21 protein-coding genes are annotated in these 21,942 nt (G+C 57.6%); 3 read left to right on the forward strand and 18 right to left on the reverse strand.

Going from position 1 to position 21,942, the window contains the following annotated elements; genetic code table 11:
* Positions 1 to 5 precede the first annotated feature (5 nt).
* The 4 genes from recA to ACN1C3_RS12765 form a co-directional block, all read right to left on the reverse strand.
* On the reverse strand, positions 6 to 1,058 hold the full coding sequence (gene recA, locus ACN1C3_RS12750) for a recombinase RecA (protein ID WP_419116170.1): 1,053 nt from the start codon (positions 1,056 to 1,058) through the stop codon (positions 6 to 8).
* 83 nt (positions 1,059 to 1,141) lie between these two features.
* The gene (locus tag ACN1C3_RS12755) at positions 1,142 to 1,642 is read right to left on the reverse strand and encodes a CinA family protein (RefSeq protein WP_419116171.1); all 501 of its coding nucleotides are present in this window, start codon (positions 1,640 to 1,642) and stop codon (positions 1,142 to 1,144) included.
* Between the two features lie 143 nt (positions 1,643 to 1,785).
* Positions 1,786 to 2,133 (reverse strand): phage holin family protein, encoded by a 348-nt coding sequence (locus ACN1C3_RS12760; protein WP_419116172.1) that lies wholly within the window; start codon positions 2,131 to 2,133, stop codon positions 1,786 to 1,788.
* Between the two features lie 418 nt (positions 2,134 to 2,551).
* A complete protein-coding gene (locus tag ACN1C3_RS12765; protein ID WP_419116335.1) occupies positions 2,552 to 3,286 on the reverse strand; it encodes an XRE family transcriptional regulator in 735 nt (244 codons plus the stop codon).
* Positions 3,287 to 3,486: 200 nt separating this feature from the next.
* Here ACN1C3_RS12765 and mutS point away from each other — a divergent pair, with 200 nt between their 5' ends.
* Positions 3,487 to 6,066 carry a DNA mismatch repair protein MutS gene (gene mutS, locus ACN1C3_RS12770; RefSeq protein WP_419116173.1) on the forward strand — a complete coding sequence of 860 codons (2,580 nt, stop codon included), beginning with the start codon at positions 3,487 to 3,489 and terminating at the stop codon, positions 6,064 to 6,066.
* Between the two features lie 142 nt (positions 6,067 to 6,208).
* Complete coding sequence (gene fdxA / locus ACN1C3_RS12775) at positions 6,209 to 6,532, forward strand: ferredoxin FdxA (RefSeq protein ID WP_007908827.1); 324 nt, start codon at positions 6,209 to 6,211, stop codon at positions 6,530 to 6,532.
* A gap of 495 nt (positions 6,533 to 7,027) precedes the next feature.
* Here fdxA and rpoS read toward each other — a convergent pair whose 3' ends face one another.
* From rpoS to ACN1C3_RS12815, 8 genes are all read right to left on the reverse strand, one after another.
* Positions 7,028 to 8,032 (reverse strand): RNA polymerase sigma factor RpoS, encoded by a 1,005-nt coding sequence (gene rpoS, locus ACN1C3_RS12780; RefSeq protein ID WP_419116174.1) that lies wholly within the window; start codon positions 8,030 to 8,032, stop codon positions 7,028 to 7,030.
* Positions 8,033 to 8,138: 106 nt separating this feature from the next.
* Positions 8,139 to 9,020, reverse strand: a complete 882-nt coding sequence (locus ACN1C3_RS12785) for a peptidoglycan DD-metalloendopeptidase family protein (RefSeq protein WP_419116175.1) — start codon at positions 9,018 to 9,020, stop codon at positions 8,139 to 8,141.
* Between the two features lie 210 nt (positions 9,021 to 9,230).
* Complete coding sequence (locus ACN1C3_RS12790; protein ID WP_419116336.1) at positions 9,231 to 9,866, reverse strand: protein-L-isoaspartate(D-aspartate) O-methyltransferase; 636 nt, start codon at positions 9,864 to 9,866, stop codon at positions 9,231 to 9,233.
* 41 nt (positions 9,867 to 9,907) lie between these two features.
* The gene (surE, locus tag ACN1C3_RS12795; protein WP_419116176.1) at positions 9,908 to 10,657 is read right to left on the reverse strand and encodes a 5'/3'-nucleotidase SurE; all 750 of its coding nucleotides are present in this window, start codon (positions 10,655 to 10,657) and stop codon (positions 9,908 to 9,910) included.
* The gene (truD, locus tag ACN1C3_RS12800) at positions 10,645 to 11,703 is read right to left on the reverse strand and encodes a tRNA pseudouridine(13) synthase TruD (protein WP_419116177.1); all 1,059 of its coding nucleotides are present in this window, start codon (positions 11,701 to 11,703) and stop codon (positions 10,645 to 10,647) included. Before truD ends, surE begins: the two co-directional genes overlap by 13 nt.
* Positions 11,700 to 12,173, reverse strand: coding sequence for a 2-C-methyl-D-erythritol 2,4-cyclodiphosphate synthase (gene ispF / locus ACN1C3_RS12805; protein ID WP_419116178.1), 474 nt, complete (start codon positions 12,171 to 12,173; stop codon positions 11,700 to 11,702). Before ispF ends, truD begins: the two co-directional genes overlap by 4 nt.
* A gap of 52 nt (positions 12,174 to 12,225) precedes the next feature.
* Positions 12,226 to 13,071 (reverse strand): S-formylglutathione hydrolase, encoded by an 846-nt coding sequence (gene fghA / locus ACN1C3_RS12810; protein ID WP_419116179.1) that lies wholly within the window; start codon positions 13,069 to 13,071, stop codon positions 12,226 to 12,228.
* A gap of 8 nt (positions 13,072 to 13,079) precedes the next feature.
* Complete coding sequence (locus ACN1C3_RS12815) at positions 13,080 to 14,192, reverse strand: S-(hydroxymethyl)glutathione dehydrogenase/class III alcohol dehydrogenase (RefSeq protein WP_419116180.1); 1,113 nt, start codon at positions 14,190 to 14,192, stop codon at positions 13,080 to 13,082.
* A 120-nt stretch (positions 14,193 to 14,312) separates the two neighbouring features.
* Between ACN1C3_RS12815 and ACN1C3_RS12820 the strand changes: the two genes are divergently transcribed.
* Positions 14,313 to 15,215, forward strand: a complete 903-nt coding sequence (locus ACN1C3_RS12820) for a LysR substrate-binding domain-containing protein (RefSeq protein WP_419116181.1) — start codon at positions 14,313 to 14,315, stop codon at positions 15,213 to 15,215.
* A gap of 9 nt (positions 15,216 to 15,224) precedes the next feature.
* On the opposite strand, the gene ispD is transcribed toward ACN1C3_RS12820, so the two are convergent.
* The 6 genes from ispD to tilS form a co-directional block, all read right to left on the reverse strand.
* Positions 15,225 to 15,935, reverse strand: a complete 711-nt coding sequence (gene ispD / locus ACN1C3_RS12825) for a 2-C-methyl-D-erythritol 4-phosphate cytidylyltransferase (RefSeq protein WP_419116182.1) — start codon at positions 15,933 to 15,935, stop codon at positions 15,225 to 15,227.
* Positions 15,932 to 16,210 carry a cell division protein FtsB gene (gene ftsB, locus ACN1C3_RS12830; protein ID WP_419116183.1) on the reverse strand — a complete coding sequence of 93 codons (279 nt, stop codon included), beginning with the start codon at positions 16,208 to 16,210 and terminating at the stop codon, positions 15,932 to 15,934. The genes ispD and ftsB overlap by 4 nt, the downstream gene beginning before the upstream one ends.
* 172 nt (positions 16,211 to 16,382) lie before the next feature.
* Positions 16,383 to 17,672, reverse strand: a complete 1,290-nt coding sequence (eno, locus tag ACN1C3_RS12835) for a phosphopyruvate hydratase (RefSeq protein WP_419116184.1) — start codon at positions 17,670 to 17,672, stop codon at positions 16,383 to 16,385.
* Positions 17,673 to 17,835: 163 nt separating this feature from the next.
* The gene (gene kdsA, locus ACN1C3_RS12840; protein ID WP_419116185.1) at positions 17,836 to 18,681 is read right to left on the reverse strand and encodes a 3-deoxy-8-phosphooctulonate synthase; all 846 of its coding nucleotides are present in this window, start codon (positions 18,679 to 18,681) and stop codon (positions 17,836 to 17,838) included.
* A 4-nt stretch (positions 18,682 to 18,685) separates the two neighbouring features.
* Positions 18,686 to 20,317: a CTP synthase gene (locus tag ACN1C3_RS12845; protein WP_419116186.1), complete on the reverse strand. Its 1,632-nt coding sequence runs from the start codon at positions 20,315 to 20,317 to the stop codon at positions 18,686 to 18,688.
* Positions 20,318 to 20,589: 272 nt separating this feature from the next.
* Positions 20,590 to 21,918: a tRNA lysidine(34) synthetase TilS gene (gene tilS / locus ACN1C3_RS12850; RefSeq protein ID WP_419116187.1), complete on the reverse strand. Its 1,329-nt coding sequence runs from the start codon at positions 21,916 to 21,918 to the stop codon at positions 20,590 to 20,592.
* Between the last annotated feature and the right edge of the window lie 24 nt (positions 21,919 to 21,942).

A 21,942-nucleotide genomic window follows, 5' to 3' on the forward strand; every position in this document is an offset into this window, starting at 1 on the left:
ATCAATCAGATATCAGCGTCGGCCAGATCGTCAACCGTCTCGCGGGTCGCATTGGCTTTGACGTCCGGCGTAGGGGTCAGCAGCTTGTCGCGGATTTGCTTCTCAAGGGCCGCGGCAATATCCGGGTTGTCCTGCAGGAACTTGGCCGAGTTGGCCTTGCCCTGACCGATCTTGCTGCCATTGTAGGCATACCAGGCTCCGGATTTTTCCACGAAGCCATGCAGCACACCGAGGTCGATCATCTCGCCGTTCAGGTAGATACCCTTGCCGTAAAGAATCTGGAACTCGGCCTGACGGAACGGCGGAGCCACTTTGTTCTTGACGACTTTGACGCGGGTTTCACTACCAACGACTTCGTCACCTTCTTTCACCGCGCCAGTACGACGGATGTCCAGACGAACCGAAGCGTAGAACTTCAGCGCGTTACCACCGGTGGTGGTTTCCGGGCTGCCGAACATCACGCCGATTTTCATACGGATCTGGTTGATGAAGATAACCAGGCAGTTGGCGTTTTTGATGTTACCGGTGATTTTACGCAGCGCCTGGGACATCAGACGGGCTTGCAGGCCCACGTGCATGTCGCCCATTTCGCCTTCGATCTCGGCTTTTGGCACCAGAGCTGCCACGGAGTCGATGACGATCACGTCGATGGCGTTGGAGCGCACCAGCATGTCGGTGATTTCCAGCGCTTGCTCACCGGTATCTGGCTGGGAAACCAGCAGGTCGTCGACGTTGACGCCCAGTTTGCCAGCGTATTCCGGATCCAGTGCGTGCTCGGCGTCGACGAAGGCGCAAGTGGCGCCCATCTTCTGTGCCTGAGCAATCACGGAGAGGGTCAGCGTGGTTTTACCCGAAGACTCTGGACCGTAGATTTCAACGATACGGCCTTTTGGCAGACCGCCAATACCGAGTGCGATGTCCAGACCCAGAGAGCCAGTAGAGATAGCCGGGATCGCCTGACGGTCGTGATCGCCCATACGCATTACGGCACCCTTGCCGAATTGACGTTCGATCTGACCCAGGGCCGCAGCCAAGGCTTTCTTCTTGTTGTCGTCCATTAAAGTCCTCACGTAATCAATAAGGCCTGACGGCCAACACCTGTATAAGTAGCCAGTATTATTCCACAGCGTTTGAGGATCGCCTACCCCTGATTTGAGATTTCTCCCGCAGCATGCTGCAGCAGCCCCTCTAGCGCGGCCTTCACCGTTTGTCGGCGGACGTCATCGCGGTTACCGGGGAAGTACCGGCACTCGCTATTGATTGCCTCGCCCACCCCCCAGGCCAGCCAAACAGTGCCCACCGGCTTCTGTGGCGAACCACCGTCCGGCCCGGCCACGCCGCTGACGGCGACGGTAAAACGCGCACGACTTTTGTCTTGCGCGCCACGGACCATGGCCTCGACCACTTCACGACTGACCGCACCCACCTGATCGAACAACTCAGTGGGAACATTCAATTGCAGGGTTTTCTGACGATTGGAATAGGTGACATAACCAGCCTCGAACCAGGCCGAACTGCCCGCAATCCGGGTAATGGCTTCGGCGATCCCGCCACCGGTGCAAGACTCGGCGGTGCTGACGTGGGCATTCAGAACCTGCAAACGCCTGCCAAGTTCGGCGGCAAGCTGGGTGATTTCGTCCATGGTCCTCTCCTGATCTGGCTGGCGTGAGGCCTACCGTACACGAGCGTATCGCGCTTGCAAGACGCTTGGTCGGTCAAAATGTTAATGGACGATGGCTCTAATGTAAGGCTGACAAGCCTTTGGTCCTGATTGCTGAAAGCTATCTAGTGATCCTGACTGGCATCACGCGGCGGCACTTCGCAAATACCCAGCTTCCTGGCCGCCCACCGCTCATACAGTCCGATGGCCATATCAGCCCCAGCCATAGAGGTCAGACAACCGAAGGCGCAAGCAGTCCAGATCGACACACCGGCGGCGTACAACAGCATGATCGCCGAGACCCCGCAGACCATGCTGGCCCCAGAGCGCAGGGCCAGACGCCGGATCAGCGACCAGCCGCGGGCGCCCTCCTTGTCGGCACGCCACATTTCGCCAGACACCCCGCCGACCAGCGCCAGGACGATGACCAGCCAGACCGGCATGTCCAGCAACGCTTGTTGCTCGTTTGTCATCTCACGCCTCCGGAAATTGAAAAGCCAACGAGTTGGCCGGTAATGAATCGGTTTTGCTTGTGCATCAAGTCGTGCATATCTCTGTGCAACCCATGTAAGACCGCGCCCCTGTCCGCCGGATAACTGTTTACGGTGCTTTACGTTGCACACCCGGGTCAGTTGCCAACCCTCTGAACTGTTGAGGCCAGTTCATCGCTGCCTTTACCGTGGAACTAAAGATCTTCGTTACGAGCCGTTGCTGGGTGGCTCGGGACAAAGATTATGCATGGATGCATGTACAGTCAATGCATAAATGCAATTATTTATGCGCTAAAAATGCATCAGCACATCAAGACCGTATAGGCAAAGGCTCAGGCGGCTTTCTACAGACGAAAAAAAGCCCCGCTCAGTGGCAAGGCTTTATCTGACAGCGGTGAGGCTAGCGGGCGTACATGCCCCACCAGAAGACGTGACCAAGGATGGCGATCTGCTCTTCCTGGACTTCCTGGAAGGTGTAGTCCTCATCCGGATGCTCATCACGATTGAAGCTGCGCAGACGAATTCCGGAAGGCAGACGGTAGAGCTGCTTCACCCGAAGCTGGCCGTTATGGTTGATCGCATAAAGGTCGCCGTCGACGATATCGCCGATCGCGCACTTGCCGGCATTGACCCCGACCGTGGCGCCGTCACGCAGCACCGGCAGCATGCTGTTACCGCGAACGGTCACGCATTTGGCCTGGTCAAACTGCACACCGTTGTGCCGCAGGCTGCGCTTGCCGAAGCGCAAGCTTGCCTTCTCGCTTTCTTCGATGACGAATCTTCCTGATCCAGCAGCCAATTCAACCTCACGAAGAAAGGGGATCGACACCTCGTCATCATCGACAGGGGTATCGTCATCCCACAGGCTTATGTCCTTGAGTTCCGAATGCAACTCGTCGCGCACCGCCCCTTTGGCCGGCACAACATCCGCGCGCCCGCGCAATTGATCGGTGCTCATACGGAAGTACTCGGCGATTCGCGAGATGTGCTTATCCGAAGGATCGACGATCTTGCCGCTGAGAATGCGCGAGAGGGTGGATTGAGGCACGCCGGTTCGACGGTGAAGCTCCGTGGGGGAGATCCCGTTGCGATCGAGCAGCTCTCTTAAGACAGTAGAAACGTTGCGTTTTTGCATAACGCGCATATTGAAGGTTCTTTGTGTCGATGACAAATGCTGATTTGCATAATTTATGCATAGCCCTCTGTCTAATGACCTGACCCTTCATGCCTGCGAAGGGCGGACTGCCCGTGGTAACCTTGCGCCCATCGCGAAAAAGCCGGACCGCCGGGTCCAAATTTTGCCCCTCATTTTTAACGAATCGCTCTAAACCACTGATGAATAAAGCACTTTCAGACTTATCCAGCCACACACCGATGATGCAGCAGTACTGGCGCCTGAAGAACCAGCACCCTGACCAGCTGATGTTTTACCGCATGGGTGACTTCTACGAGATCTTCTACGAAGACGCGAAGAAGGCTGCCAAGTTGCTGGACATCACCCTGACCGCGCGCGGGCAGTCGGCCGGACAGGCAATTCCGATGTGTGGGATTCCTTACCACGCAGCCGAAGGCTACCTGGCGAAACTGGTGAAGCTCGGCGAGTCGGTGGTGATCTGTGAGCAAGTCGGTGATCCGGCGACCAGCAAAGGCCCCGTGGACCGGCAGGTGGTGCGCATCATCACCCCGGGGACGGTCAGTGATGAAGCGCTGCTCGACGAGCGCCGGGACAACCTGATTGCGGCGGTACTGGGCGACGAGCGCCTGTTCGGTCTGGCCGTGCTGGACATCACCAGCGGTAACTTTACCGTTGTAGAAATTAAAGGCTGGGAAAACCTGTTGGCGGAGCTGGAGCGCGTCAACCCGGTCGAACTGATGATCCCGGATGATTGGCCAAAGGATCTGCCGGCCGAAAAACGCCGTGGTGTACGTCGCCGTGCGCCGTGGGATTTCGAGCGAGACTCGGCGCTCAAAAGCCTTTGCCAACAATTCTCTACCCAGGACCTGAAAGGCTTTGGCTGCGAGAACCTGACCCTGGCCATCGGCGCCGCGGGCTGCCTGCTCAGCTACGCCAAAGAAACCCAGCGCACCGCCCTGCCGCACTTGCGCAGCCTGCGCCACGAACGCCTCGACGACACCGTGGTACTGGACGGTGCGAGCCGTCGCAATCTGGAGCTGGACACCAACCTCGCCGGCGGACGCGAAAATACCCTGCAGTCGGTGGTCGACCGTTGCCAGACCGCCATGGGCAGCCGCCTGTTGACTCGCTGGTTGAACCGTCCGCTGCGTGACTTGCAGATATTGCAGGCGCGACAGACCTCGATCACCTGCCTGCTCGATGGCTATCGCTTCGAAAAGCTACAACCGCAGCTCAAAGAAATCGGCGATATCGAACGGATCCTCGCTCGGATCGGCCTGCGTAACGCCCGCCCACGGGACCTGGCGCGTCTACGCGATGCGCTGGCGGCCTTGCCGGAACTGCAAGTGGCCATGACCGAACTTGAGGCCCCCCACCTCAACCAACTGGCCGTGACCACCAGCACCTATCCTGAGCTTGCGGCCCTGCTGGCAAAAGCCATTATCGACAACCCGCCGGCGGTGATCCGTGATGGCGGCGTGTTGAAAACCGGTTACGACGCCGAGCTGGATGAACTGCAATCGTTGAGCGAAAACGCCGGGCAGTTCCTGATCGACCTCGAAGCCCGGGAAAAAGCCCGTACCGGCCTTGCCAACCTGAAAGTCGGCTACAACCGGATTCACGGCTATTTCATTGAGTTGCCAAGTAAGCAGGCAGAACAGGCACCGGCTGACTACATTCGCCGTCAGACCCTCAAAGGTGCCGAGCGCTTTATCACCCCGGAGCTCAAAGCCTTCGAAGATAAAGCCTTGTCCGCCAAGAGTCGCGCACTGGCTCGCGAGAAGATGCTCTACGAAGCCCTGCTCGAGAACCTGATCGGCCACCTGCCGCCGCTGCAAGACACCGCTGCAGCATTGGCCGAACTGGATGTGCTGAGCAATCTGGCGGAGCGTGCACTGAACCTGGACCTGAACTGCCCGAGCTTCGTCAGCGAGCCGTGCATGCGCATCACCCAGGGTCGTCACCCGGTGGTCGAACAAGTGCTGAGCACGCCGTTCGTGGCCAACGACCTCAACCTGGATGACAGCACCCGGATGCTGGTGATCACCGGTCCGAACATGGGCGGTAAATCCACTTACATGCGACAAACCGCGTTGATCGTGTTGCTGGCGCATATCGGCAGTTTCGTACCGGCCGCCAGTTGCGAGTTGTCTCTGGTAGACCGCATCTTCACCCGTATCGGCTCCAGTGATGACCTGGCCGGAGGCCGTTCGACCTTCATGGTCGAAATGAGCGAAACCGCGAACATCCTGCACAACGCCACCGAACGCAGCCTGGTGTTGATGGACGAAGTCGGTCGCGGCACCAGCACCTTTGACGGTCTGTCCCTGGCTTGGGCTGCGGCCGAACGCCTGGCCCACCTGCGGGCCTATACGCTGTTTGCCACCCACTACTTTGAATTGACGGTACTGCCGGAAAACGAGCCGCTAGTGGCCAACGTTCATCTCAATGCTACCGAGCACAACGAACGCATCGTCTTCCTGCACCACGTCCTGCCGGGCCCAGCCAGTCAGAGCTACGGTTTGGCGGTTGCACAACTGGCCGGAGTGCCGACGGAGGTGATCGTTCGGGCTCGCGAGCATCTGAGCCGCCTGGAAACCACCAGTCTGCCCCATGAAGTGCCACGTCCTGTGAAGGGTAAGCCGTCCACCCCACAACAGAGCGATATGTTCGCCTCTCTGCCCCATCCGGTGCTGGATGAGCTGGCCAAACTTGATCTGGATGACTTGACCCCGCGCAGAGCGCTAGAAATGCTCTATACATTGAAGACACGGATCTAACGCATATGTGTGCAAGCTGTTAGAATCTCGCGCGGTTTGGGATGCTGCAGGCTATTAGCCTGGTCTGCAGACTATCGCTCCCGAACCTGGCGACCCCGTCCTGTAGGGGCTCCGCTGCCGCCGCCTGAGGAGAGAATTAGAAATGACCTTCGTCGTCACCGACAACTGCATCAAGTGCAAGTACACCGACTGCGTAGAAGTCTGTCCGGTGGACTGCTTTTACGAAGGCCCGAACTTCCTGGTGATTCACCCGGATGAGTGCATTGACTGCGCGCTTTGTGAGCCAGAATGCCCTGCTGTGGCCATTTTCTCCGAAGATGAAGTCCCGGAAGAGATGCAAGAATTCATTCAGTTGAACGTTGAGCTGGCCGAAATCTGGCCCAACATCACTGAGAAGAAAGAATCGCTGCCGGATGCAGAAGAGTGGGATGGCGTGAAGGGCAAGATCAAAGACCTCGAACGCTAATAACCACCGCGTCCCCGAAAAGGCCCCTTGTGGGCCTTTTTGCTTTGTAGGCAGGCAAAAAAAGGGGCGGTATGACCCGCCCACATTTTTTCCTTAGTCCCTGTGTTCCTTTTCATCGTCCTGATGAATCGCTTCCTGCGATGTCCTTGACCATCGTCCTTGATGGCTGTGTCTATCCGTTGACACAGCACTGATAGTAGAGAGTTCCCCGCCAAGAGCAATCGCACAGACCCAGCGAAACAGTGAGTAATCTGCTGCCGCGCCTTAAAAAAAGATCTTTTAAATCAACCTATTAAGAAAAGTCAGCGACGCCAATGGACGTCTACCCTTAGGCAAAAAAACCGAACACTTACGAAAGAGTAGGCCAAGGCTTACACGAGCAAAAGACTAAACCTGAAACGACGACAGAGCCCTGCTGGCCCGTCAGCTTTATTAAGCACAATAAAAAACCCCGAGGCAGTCGGGGCTTTTCATTGCCAAGCTAATGCGTTCCAGTTACTGGAACAGCGACTCACTCGACAGACCGTTTTTCTCAAGGATTTCTCGAAGGCGTTTGAGGCCTTCAACCTGAATCTGTCTGACCCGCTCGCGGGTCAGGCCAATCTCCAGGCCTACATCTTCCAGCGTACTGCTCTCGTGGCCACGCAGCCCGAAGCGGCGTATCACCACCTCTCGCTGCTTGTCAGTCAGCTCCGAGAGCCACTGATCGATGCTTTGCGACAGATCATCGTCCTGGAGCAACTCGCAAGGGTCGGTTGGACGGTCATCTGTCAGGGTGTCCAGCAGGGTTTTATCCGAATCCGGACCCAGTGAGACGTCGACCGAAGAAACCCGCTCATTGAGGCCCAGCATGCGCTTGACCTCGCCTACCGGTTTTTCCAGCAGGTTAGCGATTTCTTCAGGGGAAGGTTCGTGATCGAGCTTTTGAGTCAGTTCACGTGCTGCCCGCAGGTAGACGTTGAGCTCTTTGACCACATGGATCGGCAACCGGATGGTCCGGGTCTGATTCATGATTGCGCGCTCGATGGTCTGACGAATCCACCACGTTGCGTAGGTCGAAAAGCGGAAGCCGCGTTCCGGATCAAATTTCTCCACCGCACGGATCAAGCCGAGGTTGCCCTCTTCGATCAGATCGAGCAGCGATAGCCCACGATTGACGTAGCGTCGGGCGATTTTCACCACCAGTCGCAGGTTGCTTTCAATCATGCGCTTGCGCCCGGCCGGATCACCACTCTGCGACAAACGCGCAAAATGAACTTCTTCTTCCGGAGAGAGCAATGGAGAAAAGCCGATTTCATTGAGATACAACTGAGTCGCATCGAGCGCTCGGGTGTAATCGATGTACTTATGCTGTTTTAGTGAAGCGGAGTGTTTGGATTTTGCGCGAACCGAAGGTGCAGCAGATCCCTCATTCGACATCGAATCCGTAGCGACGCCGGCCTCCATAAGGAGAACCTCATCGTCGATGTCAAACTCCGGCACTTCTTTACTGAGAGCCATTGTTATAGTCCTTTGGTGAGTTCGACCTCAAGCTCAAGCGGCGCCTTTATCCTTGGCAACGCTGGAGCCTGTTCCTAAGTACGTGAAGGAACAGGCTGGTAACGGATCAACGACGTGGCAGGAATTGCAGCGGATCTACAGGTTTACCCTGACGGCGAATCTCAAAGTGCAGTTTCACCCGGTCTGTACCAGTTGACCCCATTTCGGCAATTGCCTGTCCGACTTTGACCTGCTGCCCCTCCCGAACCAATAGCCTACGGTTGTGGCCGTAAGCACTTACGTAGGTATCGCTGTGTTTGATAATGACCAATTCGCCGTAGCCCCGCAAGCCACTCCCGGCGTAAACAACCGTCCCATCAGATGCAGCTAAAACAGGCTGTCCCAAATCTCCGGCGATATCAATGCCTTTATTCAAACTGCCGTTTGAAGAGAATTTCCCGATCAAAATGCCGTTGGAAGGCCACCCCCACCCGGTCGGTGCAGGCCCTGCAGGCGGAAGCGGAGCAGGCGCCGGCTTGCTTGCGACACTGGCTGTAGCGCCAGCTGTAGCTCCTGCCGTGGTGTCGATTGCAGTGCCGACCGGACGACGAGTTATCGTGAATTTACTGGAAGAGGAAGGTGTTAAATCCGATGTTGAAACGACGGTTGTCGGTGTTGTCGGTGTTGAACCTGAACGGCCGTCAAAGCGAATCGTCTGACCCGGGTGAATCGTATAAGGCACAGGAATATTGTTGCGTGCCGCCAGGGCTTTGTAGTCCCAACCATAACGAAAGGCGATCGAGAACAATGTATCGCCGCGGCGAACAACATATTGGCCAGTGGTTACGACCGGTTTCTGGGGCGCCGCGTTATTGCGGTCAACCACCCGCGCACTGCTGCCCGAAGGGTTGCTGGAACACGCAACCAACATGGAACTCAAGACAAGGCCAATCACCAGTCGCTGAAAGCTTGTTATACCCATACGCTGCGCAATGACTGTGAGACTCACCCGCCGCTCCCTATGTGGTGGCTGATAATAAATTTTGCCTGTTCAGGCCTGGAATGTCGCCAGTATAACCGCACGCTCATCCTTTACCGCCGTCAAAGCCAAATAGAGAAATGCAAACGATTGCTGACCGACGCTCAATCACGTTTATCTGAACAATCGCGCTGTAAGACAAACGCCATCGAGCAGAATTCATCGCGTTTAAATAAAAGATCAGGCCAATGGCCCATTGAGCAAAGGCACAAAGCGCACAGCGCCCAAAACCTGCCGAGAGAAGCCCTGTTCTTCACGGATGATCAACATCAATTGTTGCACTTCGCCAGCGCCAACTGGAATCACCAAGCGCCCGCCAGGGGCCAGTTGATCGAGCAAGGCCTGAGGAACGTCGGTGGCAACCGCGGTAACAATGATGCCGTTGTACGGCGCCAGCGCCGGCCAGCCTTCCCAACCATCCCCCCAACGAAACACCACGTTACGCAGGTTCAACTCGACCAGGCGTTCCTTGGCGCGGTCCTGCAAAACCTTTATCCGCTCAACCGAGAACACCCGCTCAACCAGTTGCGAGAGGACCGCCGTCTGATAGCCAGACCCGGTACCAATCTCCAGAACTTTGTCCAGCGGGCCAGCTGCCAACAACAGCTCGCTCATGCGAGCCACCATATAAGGCTGAGAGATCGTCTGGTTATGGCCGATCGGTAACGCGGTGTCTTCATAGGCGCGGTGTGCCAGCGCCTCATCGACGAAGAGATGACGCGGAGTACGACGGATCACTTCCAGTACCTGGGCGTTGGTCAGTCCCTCTTCGTACAACCGCTGAATCAAGCGCTCGCGAGTTCGTTGAGACGTCATACCGATACCTCGACGCAACAGGTCGTCTTGTTCACGCCCCATCAGCGCAGCCCCTCCAGCCAGCCATCGAGGCTACTGAAGGCATCATTGAAGGTGCGATCGAGCTGCAACGGGGTGATCGAAACATAACCTTGCATCACCGCATGAAAGTCAGTGCCCGGGCCTCCATCTTCGGCATCACCTGCCGCTGCGATCCAGTAACCGGCCTTGCCTCGTGGATCAACCACTTTCATCGGCGCCGCAGCACGGGCGCGATGGCCCAGACGAGTCAGCTGGATGCCACGAATGTGATCAAGCGGCAGATTGGGGATATTCACGTTCAGCACGGTACGCGGCGGCAAATCCAGCAGGGCTTGAGCCTCTACCAGTTTGCGCGCGAAGTATGCGGCGGTCGACAGGTTCTCGACCTGACGCGACACCAGCGAAAAGGCAAAGGATGGACGCTTGAGAAAACGCCCCTCGAGTGCCGCCGCGACAGTACCGGAATACAGCACATCGTCACCCAGATTGGCGCCGAGGTTAATCCCCGAAACCACCATGTCCGGCTCGCGCTCCAACAGACCATTGAGGCCCAGGTGAACACAATCGGTGGGTGTTCCGTTGATGCTGATAAAGCCGTTTGCCAAGGTTTGCGGGTGCAACGGACGGTCGAGCGTCAGCGAGCTGCTGGCGCCGCTTTTGTCTTGATCCGGGGCGATAACCACGCACTCGGTGTAATCCGCCAGCGCAGCATAAAGCGCGGCGAGACCGGGTGCTGTTACCCCATCGTCGTTAGAAATCAGAATACGCATGAGCTGTCCGTCTGCCCCACCGGCACCAGATCGACGAGTTCGCGCACCAATACAGTGGCGAAGCATCCGGCCGGCAGGACGAATTCCAGTTGCAGAATGTCCAGCGAGGGATAATGCCACGTCAACCCGCCAATGGGCAGCCGCAGGATGCGACGTTCGTGGCTCATTCCCGCTTTAATCAACCAATCGCGCAAATCAGCTTCGTGGGCAGCGACTTCCTGCTCAAGCACATGCGTTGCGCCGGTCGCCGGTGACTCACCCTCGCCCCACTGCGGCCCGGTCGGGTGCAGATCAAGAATGGCCAGACGCGGGTCGCTGCATTCCGCTTCGCCTGCCGGGAAAAAGCTGCGGCTATCGGTGAACGCGAGCAAATCACCAACCTGAGCTTGCTGCCAACTGCCATCGGCGACACGCGCAGCCAGCACCTGATTGAACAGATAACTGCGGGCAGTAGAAAGCAGACGGGAACGCACATTGCGCTGCTCCGGCAGCGCCTTGCGAGCGGCCCAGTCACGGGCATCGACCAGATTGCCGCCGTTATGACCAAAGCGTTGGGCGCCGAAATAGTTCGGAATGCCCTGCCTGGCGATCAGTTGCAGGCGTTCTTCTATAGCCGCCTTGTCCCCCGCCAGTTGAGTCAAACGCAAAGTAAACCCGTTGGCCGCGTGGGCACCGCGTTGCAATTTACGTTTATGCCGAGCGCTTTTCAGGATTTTCAGCGTGTCGTTTTCCGCCGCCGACAAATCGGGGTCGGCCTTGCCAGGCAGCTGCAGGCTGAACCATTGCCGGGTCAGTGCCTGACGATCCTTCAAACCCGCGTAACTCACAGTACGTAGAGGCACACCCGCGGCCTTGGCAATGCGCCGGGCCGCGTCTTCGGTATTCAGGCCGCGTTTTTCCACCCACAACCACAGGTGTTCACCGTCGCCGCTCAGTGGAATATCAAGGACTTCATCGACCTGAAAATCTTCAGCCGTCGCTTTCAGGACCGCCGTTCCCAGAGGTTCGCCATAGGCACGCGGGCCGAGCAATTGCAGTTCATTCATGCGCGCAGCAACAAGGCAACGGAGTGCACGGCAATGCCTTCTTCGCGACCGACAAAGCCGAGCTTTTCGGTGGTGGTAGCTTTTACGTTCACTTGATCCAACTCAACTTGAAGATCCGCGGCAATCAGCGCGCGCATCGATTCGATATGCGGAGCCATTTTTGGCGCCTGGGCAACGATGGTGTTATCGACGTTGGCGACTTTCCAGCCTTTGGCCTGAACCAATGCGACGACGTGCCGCAACAGGGCGCGACTGTCAGCACCCTTGAATTGCGGGTCGGTGTCCGGAAAGTGTTTACCGATATCCCCCAACGCGGCAGCACCGAGCAACGCATCGCTCAGGGCATGCAGCAAGACGTCACCGTCGGAGTGGGCGAGCAGCCCGAAGCTGTGTGCAATCCGCACGCCGCCCAGAGTGATGAAATCGCCTTCAGCGAAACGGTGCACATCATAGCCGTGGCCAATACGCATAAAAAAACGCCCCGATTTAGTCAGGGCGTGATTCTACCTGCTTTGTCGGACATTAGGCGTTTAGAGCGCGCCCATGATGCTGCAAGTGATCATCGATGAAGCTGGCGATAAAGAAATAGCTATGGTCGTAGCCAGGCTGCAGTCGCAAGGTCAGTGGATGATCTGCGAGTTTGGCCGCTTGTTGCAACGCTTCGGGCTTGAGCTGAGTCGCCAGAAAATCATCGCGATCGCCTTGGTCCACCAGCAACGGCAACTTCTCGCTCGCTTCGGCGATCAACGCACAGGCATCCCACTCGCGCCAACGCGCGCGCTCTTCACCGAGATAGCGCGAGAAAGCCTTCTGACCCCAAGGGCAATCCATCGGATTATTGATCGGCGAAAAAGCCGACACCGACTGATAACGTCCAGGGTTACGCAATGCACACACCAGCGCGCCGTGGCCACCCATGGAGTGACCACTGATCCCACGCTTGTCGGACGCCGGGAAATGCGCTTCGACCAGTGCCGGTAATTCCTGCACCACGTAGTCATGCATCCGATAGTGTTTGGCCCAGGGTTCTTGCGTGGCATTCAGGTAAAAACCCGCTCCCAGTCCAAAATCCCAGGCACCCTCCGGATCATCCGGTACATCGGCGCCGCGCGGGCTGGTGTCCGGCGCGACGATGATCAGTCCGAGTTCGGCCGCCATCCGCATAGCGCCGGCCTTGTGCATGAAGTTCTCGTCGGTGCAGGTCAAACCGGACAACCAATACAGCACCGGCAACTTGCCACCCTGCTCCGCTTGCGGCGGCAGGTATACGGCAAACACCATGTCGCAGCCGAGGACTTCGGAATGGTGCTTGTAGCGTTTGTGCCAGCCGCCGAAGCTTTTCTGGCAGGACAGGTTTTCCAGACTCATGGCCGACCTCAGAAATGGATAACGGTACGGATGCTTTTACCTTCATGCATCAGATCGAAAGCCTTGTTGATGTCTTCCAGGCCCATGGTGTGAGTAATGAATGTATCCAGCGGAATCTCACCGGTCTGCGCCATTTCAACGTAGCTCGGCAACTCGGTACGACCACGCACGCCACCAAAGGCAGAACCGCGCCAGACCCGGCCAGTCACCAACTGGAACGGACGGGTAGAGATTTCCTGACCTGCACCGGCCACACCGATGATCACCGACTCGCCCCAACCTTTGTGGCAGCACTCAAGTGCGGCGCGCATCAGTTGTACGTTGCCGATGCACTCAAAGGAGAAGTCCACACCGCCGTCAGTCATGTCGACGATGACGTCCTGAATCGGACGATCGAAGTCTTTTGGATTCACACAATCGGTCGCGCCCAGTTGCTTGGCAATTTCGAATTTGGCCGGGTTGATGTCGATGGCAATGATGCGCCCAGCCTTGGCTTTGACCGCACCGATCACCGCCGACAAACCAATACCGCCCAGACCGAAGATCGCCACGGTATCGCCCGGCTTGACCTTGGCGGTATTGATCACTGCACCGATCCCGGTGGTGACGCCGCAACCCAGCAGGCAGACCTTTTCCAGCGGTGCTTCTTTAGGAATCTTCGCCACCGAAATTTCTGGCAGTACGGTGTATTCGGAGAAGGTAGAAGTACCCATGTAGTGGAAAATCGGCTGACCTTTGTAGGAAAAACGCGAGGTGCCGTCGGGCATCAAGCCTTTGCCCTGGGTCGCGCGAATGGCCTGGCAAAGATTGGTTTTACCCGACAGGCAGAATTTGCATTTGCCGCACTCGGGCGTGTAGAGCGGGATCACGTGATCGCCGACCGCTACCGAGGTCACGCCCTCGCCGATCGCCTCGACCACCGCGCCACCTTCGTGGCCAAGGATCGATGGAAAGATGCCTTCCGGATCCGCGCCCGACAGGGTGTAGGCATCGGTATGGCAGACACCGGAAGCGACGACTCGTAGCAGGACTTCACCAGCCTTGGGCATGGCGACATCGACTTCAACGATCTCAAGGGGTTTCTTGGCCTCGAAGGCAACGGCAGCGCGCGACTTGATCATCCAGCTTCTCCAGTGAATAAAAACGAGACAAGGAGTGTAAAACATTGCCTGACGATGAATAATCCGATCAAAAGCAAAACATTATTGCCGTACAGGGATAATCTGCATGCAAATCTCTTTATGAATGAGAATAGCTGGGGCTGGGAAGGCATCGACGAGTTTGTCGCCGTCGCCGAGTGCAGCCAATTCACCGCAGCCGCTGAACGCCTTGGTGTTTCGTCGTCGCACATCAGTCGGCAGATCGTCCGACTCGAGGAGCGTCTGCAAACCCGACTGCTCTACCGAAGCACCCGCCGGGTGACGCTGACCGAGGCCGGACAGACCTTCTTGCAGCATTGCCAGCGTTTGCAGGATGGTCGCGAAGAGGCTTTGCGCGCAGTCGGTGACCTGACCAGCGAACCCAAAGGCATGCTGCGCATGACCTGTGCCGTGGCTTACGGAGAGCGCTTTATAGTGCCGTTGGTGACCCGTTTCATGGGGCTCTATCCACAACTGCGAGTGGATATCGAGCTGAGCAACCGCCCGCTCGATCTGGTGCATGAAGGTCTGGATCTGGCGATCCGCTTGGGCCGCCTGCAGGACTCGCGACTGGTCGCCACTCGCCTGGCACCACGGCGCATGTATCTGTGCGCCTCACCGTCATATCTCGAACGTTATGGCCGGCCGCACAGCTTGTCCGAACTGAGTCGGCATAACTGCCTGATCGGCAGTTCGGATATCTGGCAGCTGGAACAGAACGGGCGGGAGTTTTCGCAACGTGTGCAAGGAAACTGGCGCTGCAACAGTGGGCAGGCAGTGCTGGATGCCGCGTTACAAGGCGTGGGGCTGTGTCAGTTGCCGGACTATTACGTGCTGGAGCATCTCAATAACGGCAGGTTGATTTCTCTGCTCGAAGCCCATCAACCGCCGAATACAGCCGTTTGGGCGCTTTATCCGCAGCAACGGCATCTGTCGCCCAAGGTGCGCAAGCTGGTGGATTATCTGAAGGAAGGATTGGCCAAGAGACCGGAGTATCTGGAGTAGCTGCGACTGCTACGCAAAGCTCTTTGCCCAGCGTTGGCGTAGCCATTCAAGGTCTTCGGGGCGGGTGACTTTGATGTTGTCCGCGCGACCTTCGATCAAGCGTGGAGCCAAACCTGCCCACTCCATGGCCGAGGCCTCATCGGTGATTGTCACATCCGCCACCAGACTGTCAGCCAAGGCTCGATGCAACGCGCCGAGACGAAACATCTGCGGTGTATAGGCTTGCCAGATCAAACTGCGATCAACGGTTTCGACCACTCGCCCCTGCTTGTCGACGCGTTTCAGGGTGTCGCGTGCTGGCACAGCCAATAGCCCGCCGACAGGATCGTCCGCCAGTTCAATCAGCAGCTTGTCCAAATCATCGCGGGAAAGGTTTGGCCGCGCGGCATCGTGGACCAACACCCAGTCCTCGTCGGCAGCACCTTGCGCATGCAAATGAAGCAACGCGTTGAGTACCGAGCCCGAGCGCTCCTGGCCACCATCCACCCGCTGAATTCGCGGGTCACAGGCGCAAGCCAGGGTTGGCCAATAGGGATCATCCATAGCAAGACTGACCACCAGCCCCTTCAAGGCCGGATGATCGAGGAAACAGCCGAGGCTGTGTTCAAGAATTGTGCGTGCGCCCAGTTGCAGATATTGCTTGGGACGGTCCGCGGCCATACGGGCACCGACGCCCGCGGCAGGAATCACGGCCCAGAAGGCCGGTAACGTCTGAATCATTGGGCCAACTGGTAGAGGGTTTCACCCTCCTTGACCATACCCAACTCATGGCGAGCCCGCTCTTCAACGGTCTCCATACCTTTTTTCAACTCGAGGACTTCCGCATCCATGACCCGGTTGCGCTCCAGCAGCGTTGCGTTTTCGGCGTGCTGGTCAGCAATCTGCTGAGTCAGTTCGGCTACCTGCGCCAGACTGCCATTCCCCACCCACAGGCGGTACTGCAGGCCAGCCAGCAGCAAGAGCAAGACGAGGAACAACCAATTGGGACTGCGCATCGAATATCGGGTTTCCAGTGAAAAAAGACAGCCATGCCAACAACTTTGAAACGACTAATAGCACGAAGCCTGGAAGAACCAGGCTTGTGCTTATAAGGCATCAGATTAGTGGCAAATTCATCGCTGTAGCGATTTTTCCGACACAATCCGGTGTCTTTTTACCATTTACCAATCAGCCGCGGAACTCGCTGCGACCGTTGTACTTGGCTTTGCCATTCAACTGCTCTTCGATACGCAGCAGTTGGTTGTACTTGGAAACGCGGTCGGAACGGCACAGCGAACCGGTTTTGATCTGGCCCGCTGCAGTGCCCACGGCCAGGTCGGCAATGGTCGAATCCTCGGTTTCGCCGGAGCGGTGCGAGATCACAGCGGTATAACCAGCGGCCTTGGCCATCTGGATGGCTTCCAGGGTTTCAGTCAGGGTGCCGATCTGGTTGAACTTGATCAGGATCGAGTTGGCGATCTTTTTATCGATGCCTTCTTTCAGGATCTTGGTGTTGGTCACGAACAGGTCGTCGCCTACCAGTTGGGTCTTCTCGCCGATCTTGTCGGTGAGGATTTTCCAGCCAGCCCAGTCGGACTCGTCCAGGCCATCTTCGATGGAGATGATCGGGTAACGCTCGGTCAGGCCTTTGAGGTAATCGGCAAAACCTTCAGCGGTGAACACCTGGCCTTCGCCGGACAGGTTGTACTTGCCGTCTTCGTAGAATTCGCTGGCGGCGCAGTCAAGAGCCAGGGTCACGTCGGTGCCCAGCTTGTAACCGGCATTGGCCACGGCTTCAGAGATCACTTTCAAAGCGTCTTCGTTGGAAGCCAGGTTCGGCGCGAAACCACCTTCGTCACCGACGGCAGTGCTCAGGCCACGGGCTTTCAGCACAGCTTTGAGGTGATGGAAAATCTCGGTGCCCATGCGCAGACCTTCCGAGAAAGTCTTGGCGCCAACCGGCTGAACCATGAATTCCTGGATGTCGACGTTGTTATCGGCGTGCTCGCCACCGTTGATGATGTTCATCATCGGAACCGGCATCGAGTAAACACCCGGAGTACCGTTGAGGTTGGCGATGTGAGCGTACAGCGGCAGGTCTTGATCATGTGCTGCTGCCTTGGCCGCAGCCAGGGAAACGGCAAGGATCGCGTTGGCGCCCAGGGTTGCTTTGTTTTCGGTACCGTCCAGCGCAATCATCGCGCGGTCCAATGCCTGCTGGTCAACCGGGTCTTTACCCAGCAACAGGTCACGGATCGGACCGTTGATGTTGGCTACAGCTTTGAGCACTCCCTTGCCCAGGTAACGGCTCTTGTCGCCATCACGCAGCTCGAGTGCTTCACGCGAGCCAGTGGAAGCACCGGACGGCGCGCATGCACTGCCGATGATGCCGTTATCGAGAAGCACGTCCGCTTCGACGGTGGGATTGCCACGGGAGTCGAGAACTTCACGACCTTTGATGTCGACGATTTTTGCCATTGTTGTAAACACTCCAAAGTTGACTAGAACGCTGCAGGAGCATGGCTTGCCAGCGATGGAGCCCACAAGGACGCCATTGCCGACAAGCCGCGCTCCTACCAGAGCAGTGCGGCCCGCAGGCCAGAGCGATAAATCGAGCGGTACTTTACCGGAGAAATCAGGTTTACGCGGTTTCTACTGTCGGAAAACTCTTCACCAGTTCATCCAAAGCCTTGAGTTGAGCCAGGAATGGCTCCAGCTTGTCCAGACGCAAGGCACAAGGGCCGTCGCATTTGGCGTTGTCCGGGTCCGGATGCGCTTCGAGGAACAAACCAGCCAGCGACTGGCTAATGCCCGCCTTGGCCAGGTCAGTGACCTGGGCGCGACGACCGCCAGCGGAATCGGAGCGACCACCAGGCATTTGCAGCGCATGGGTCACGTCGAAAAACACCGGGTATTCGAACTGCTTCATGATGCCGAAGCCGAGCATGTCCACAACCAGGTTGTTGTAGCCGAAACTCGAACCGCGCTCGCAGAGGATCAACTGATCGTTACCCGCTTCTACGCACTTGCTCAGGATATGTTTCATTTCATGAGGGGCGAGGAATTGGGCTTTCTTGATGTTGATTACCGCGCCGGTCTTGGCCATGGCCACCACCAGATCGGTCTGACGCGACAGGAAGGCCGGCAACTGGATGATGTCGCAGACCTCGGCGACCACAGCAGCCTGCTCAGGCTCATGGACATCAGTAATGATCGGCACGCCGAACGCTTCTTTGATGTCCTGGAAAATCCGCATACCTTCTTCCAGGCCTGGGCCACGGTAAGAGGTCACGGACGAGCGGTTGGCCTTGTCGAAGCTGGCCTTGAACACGTAAGGAATACCGAGTTTCTCGGTAACCTTTACGTACTCTTCACAGACCTGCATGGCCATGTCGCGACTTTCCAGCACATTCATGCCACCGAACAGCACCATCGGTTTATCGTTGGCGATCTCGATGTTGCCGACGCGGATGATTTTCTGTGCCATGGAATCAAGCCTTCTTCTGATGTTGAGTCAAAGCAGCCTTGACGAAGCCACTGAACAACGGGTGACCGTCGCGCGGTGTCGAGGTGAACTCAGGGTGGAACTGGCAAGCGACGAACCATGGATGATCCGGTGCTTCAACCACTTCAACCAACGCGCCATCGCCGGAACGACCGGAGATTTTCAGACCGGCTTCGATCAGGCTCGGCAGCAGATTGTTGTTCACTTCATAACGATGACGATGACGCTCGACGATGACGTCTTTGGCGTAGCAATCATGAACCAGGGAACCCGCTTCCAGCAGACAGTCCTGAGCGCCCAGACGCATGGTGCCGCCTAGATCGGAAGTTTCGGTACGGGTTTCGACTGCACCGGTGGCGTCTTCCCACTCGGTGATCAAGCCGACCACAGGATGACCGCTGGCGCGATCGAACTCGGTGGAGTTGGCGTCTTTCCAGCCCAGCACGTTACGGGCGAACTCGATCACGGCGACTTGCATACCCAGGCAGATACCCAGATAAGGAACCTTGTTTTCGCGAGCGTATTGCACGGTGGTGATCTTGCCTTCCACGCCACGCAGACCGAAGCCGCCCGGCACCAGGATGGCATCGACGCCTTCCAGCAGCGCGGTGCCCTGGTTCTCGATGTCTTCGGAATCGATATAGCGCAGGTTGACCTTGGTGCGGTTGGTGATGCCGGCGTGACTCATCGCTTCGATCAGCGACTTGTACGCGTCCAACAGCTCCATGTATTTGCCGACCATGGCGATGGTGACTTCGTGCTCAGGGTTGAGCTTGGCGTCGACCACAGCTTCCCACTCGGACAGATCGGCGCCGTTGCATTCCAGGCCGAAACGCTCGACGACGAAATCATCCAGGCCCTGGGAATGCAGAATGCCCGGAATCTTGTAGATGGTATCGGCGTCTTCGAGGGCAATCACCGCACGTTCTTCAACGTTGGTGAACTGGGCGATCTTGCGACGCGACGCGATGTCGATCGGGTGGTCGGAGCGGCACACCAGCACGTCCGGCTGCAGGCCGATGGAACGCAGTTCCTTGACCGAGTGCTGGGTGGGCTTGGTCTTGGTTTCGCCGGCAGTGGCGATGTATGGCACCAGAGTCAGATGCATCAGCATCGCGCGTTTAGCGCCGACTTCGAAGCGCAGCTGACGGATTGCCTCGAGGAATGGTTGGGACTCGATGTCACCCACGGTGCCACCAATCTCGACCATGGCCACGTCGGCATCGCCAGCACCTTTGATGATCCGGCGTTTGATCTCGTCAGTGATGTGCGGAATCACCTGGATCGTTGCGCCCAGATAATCACCACGGCGCTCCTTGCGCAGGACGTGTTCGTAGACACGGCCAGTGGTGAAGTTGTTGTTCTGGGTCATGGTCGTGCGGATGAACCGCTCGTAGTGGCCCAGGTCCAGGTCGGTTTCGGCGCCGTCGTGAGTGACGAACACTTCACCGTGCTGGAACGGGCTCATGGTGCCCGGATCAACGTTGATATAGGGGTCCAGCTTGAGCATGGTGACCTTAAGTCCCCGCGCCTCCAGGATGGCCGCCAATGAAGCCGAGGCAATGCCTTTCCCCAATGAAGAAACAACACCGCCCGTGACGAAGATGTAGCGCGTCATGAAAAACCCTAGAAGTCTGCGTTAAAGCGGTCGAAGCCGCCGGGGAAAGCGAAGGAAGGCCGAAGCCCCCGATCACCTGCATTAATTACAGTGCATCTTTCGAAAAATTGCTGCGTTGGAACAGATCGGCACAGAACACCGATACGGTACGCGCTACACATTTTTTGAGAATCGCCCAGCAAAGACTGCTTGGTAATCGGCAACTCCTGCAATTCTTGGGAATCCACAGAAGTTGTATCAAGAAGGGAGCGTAGTCTACCGGAAAGCCCCTTTCAGCTCAAACCTTGATCGCTCCAAGGTGGCTGCCAATGCAATTGCCAGCATTCATGGGCACTTGCGTCCAGTCCGGGGAGGTTCGCAACCGCCAGTAATTGCTCGTCGCGGTACACCAGCGGCAATCTGCCACGGGCGAACAGCGGCAAACCGTTTTCGTTAAGCAACCGCTTCAGATCCCGATGACCACGCCCCGGCAGATGCATGACTTCGCCGCCCTGACGGTAGCGCACGTGCAATGGCCCTTCAGGAACTTGACCACTGAGTCTCAACTGGCCGTTATCGGGCAACAGCAACACCGAGGCCGGATCCGTCCAGATCGGGACCGGTTCTGCGGCTCGCAACCAACTGCCGGACAACCACCAGACTCGCCCGCCGGCCCGATGCAGTTCACCGTTGCCCAGACGCCAGATAGGCCGTGCATCACCCGACGCATCCCGCAAGGTTTGCCAACCCGACCAGTGGTCGCTATCAGGCAAAAGAGTCCGTGCGCACAGCCAGTGACTCAAAGCATTGCGCTGGCGAGCCATCGACAGTGTTTCCAGGGGTGCCAACGCCAGCGAAGGTAGTCCTAGCCAATCGAACTCGCTGGTCGTGCAGGCATTGGCGAGATCCATTTCGGCCAGCTCATCGAGCAGGCCTTGGGCCTCACTCAGGTGCGCGGCGCTACGGGCGATGGTCGTCACCGCCTGCGGCCAACGCTCGGTCAGTACCGGGAATACCCGATGGCGCAAGTAGTTGCGGGAAAACTGCCGATCATCATTCGAAGGATCTTCGATCCAGCTCAACTGATGCTCACTGGCATAGGCCTCCAACTCGGCTCGCGACACATCGAGCAATGGCCGTAGCAGATGACCGAGCCCCAGCGGACGCTGCTCAGGAATCGCCGACAACCCCCTCACCCCTGCCCCGCGCAGCAAACGGAAAAGCAGCGTTTCCGCTTGATCGTCCCGGTGCTGGGCAGTCAGCAGCAACTCATTGGCCTGGGTTACCTCGGCAAACGCGGCATACCGCGCATCGCGAGCGGCGCGCTCAAGGCTGGCGCCAGACTGTACCCGGACGCGAACCACCTGCAAGGGCACGCACAAGGCGTCACACACGGCCTGACAATGAGTAGGCCACGCATCTGCCGCAGCCTGAAGGCCATGATGGATATGGATGGCGGTTAACGCCGGCAGAGGATGGTGTTGCGCGAGATCGGCAAGCAGGTGCAGCAGGACAGTGGAATCCAGACCACCGGAGAACGCGATGCGCCAGGTTGAGGCGTCACGCCAGGGCGCCAGAGCATGAAGCAATCTGGCGGACAGTTGGTTTTTGTGCTGAATCATGAAGGCACCGAAACCTGTAGGAGC

The organism is Pseudomonas sp. H11T01 (assembly GCF_048515765.1).
Lineage (GTDB): Bacteria > Pseudomonadota > Gammaproteobacteria > Pseudomonadales > Pseudomonadaceae > Aquipseudomonas.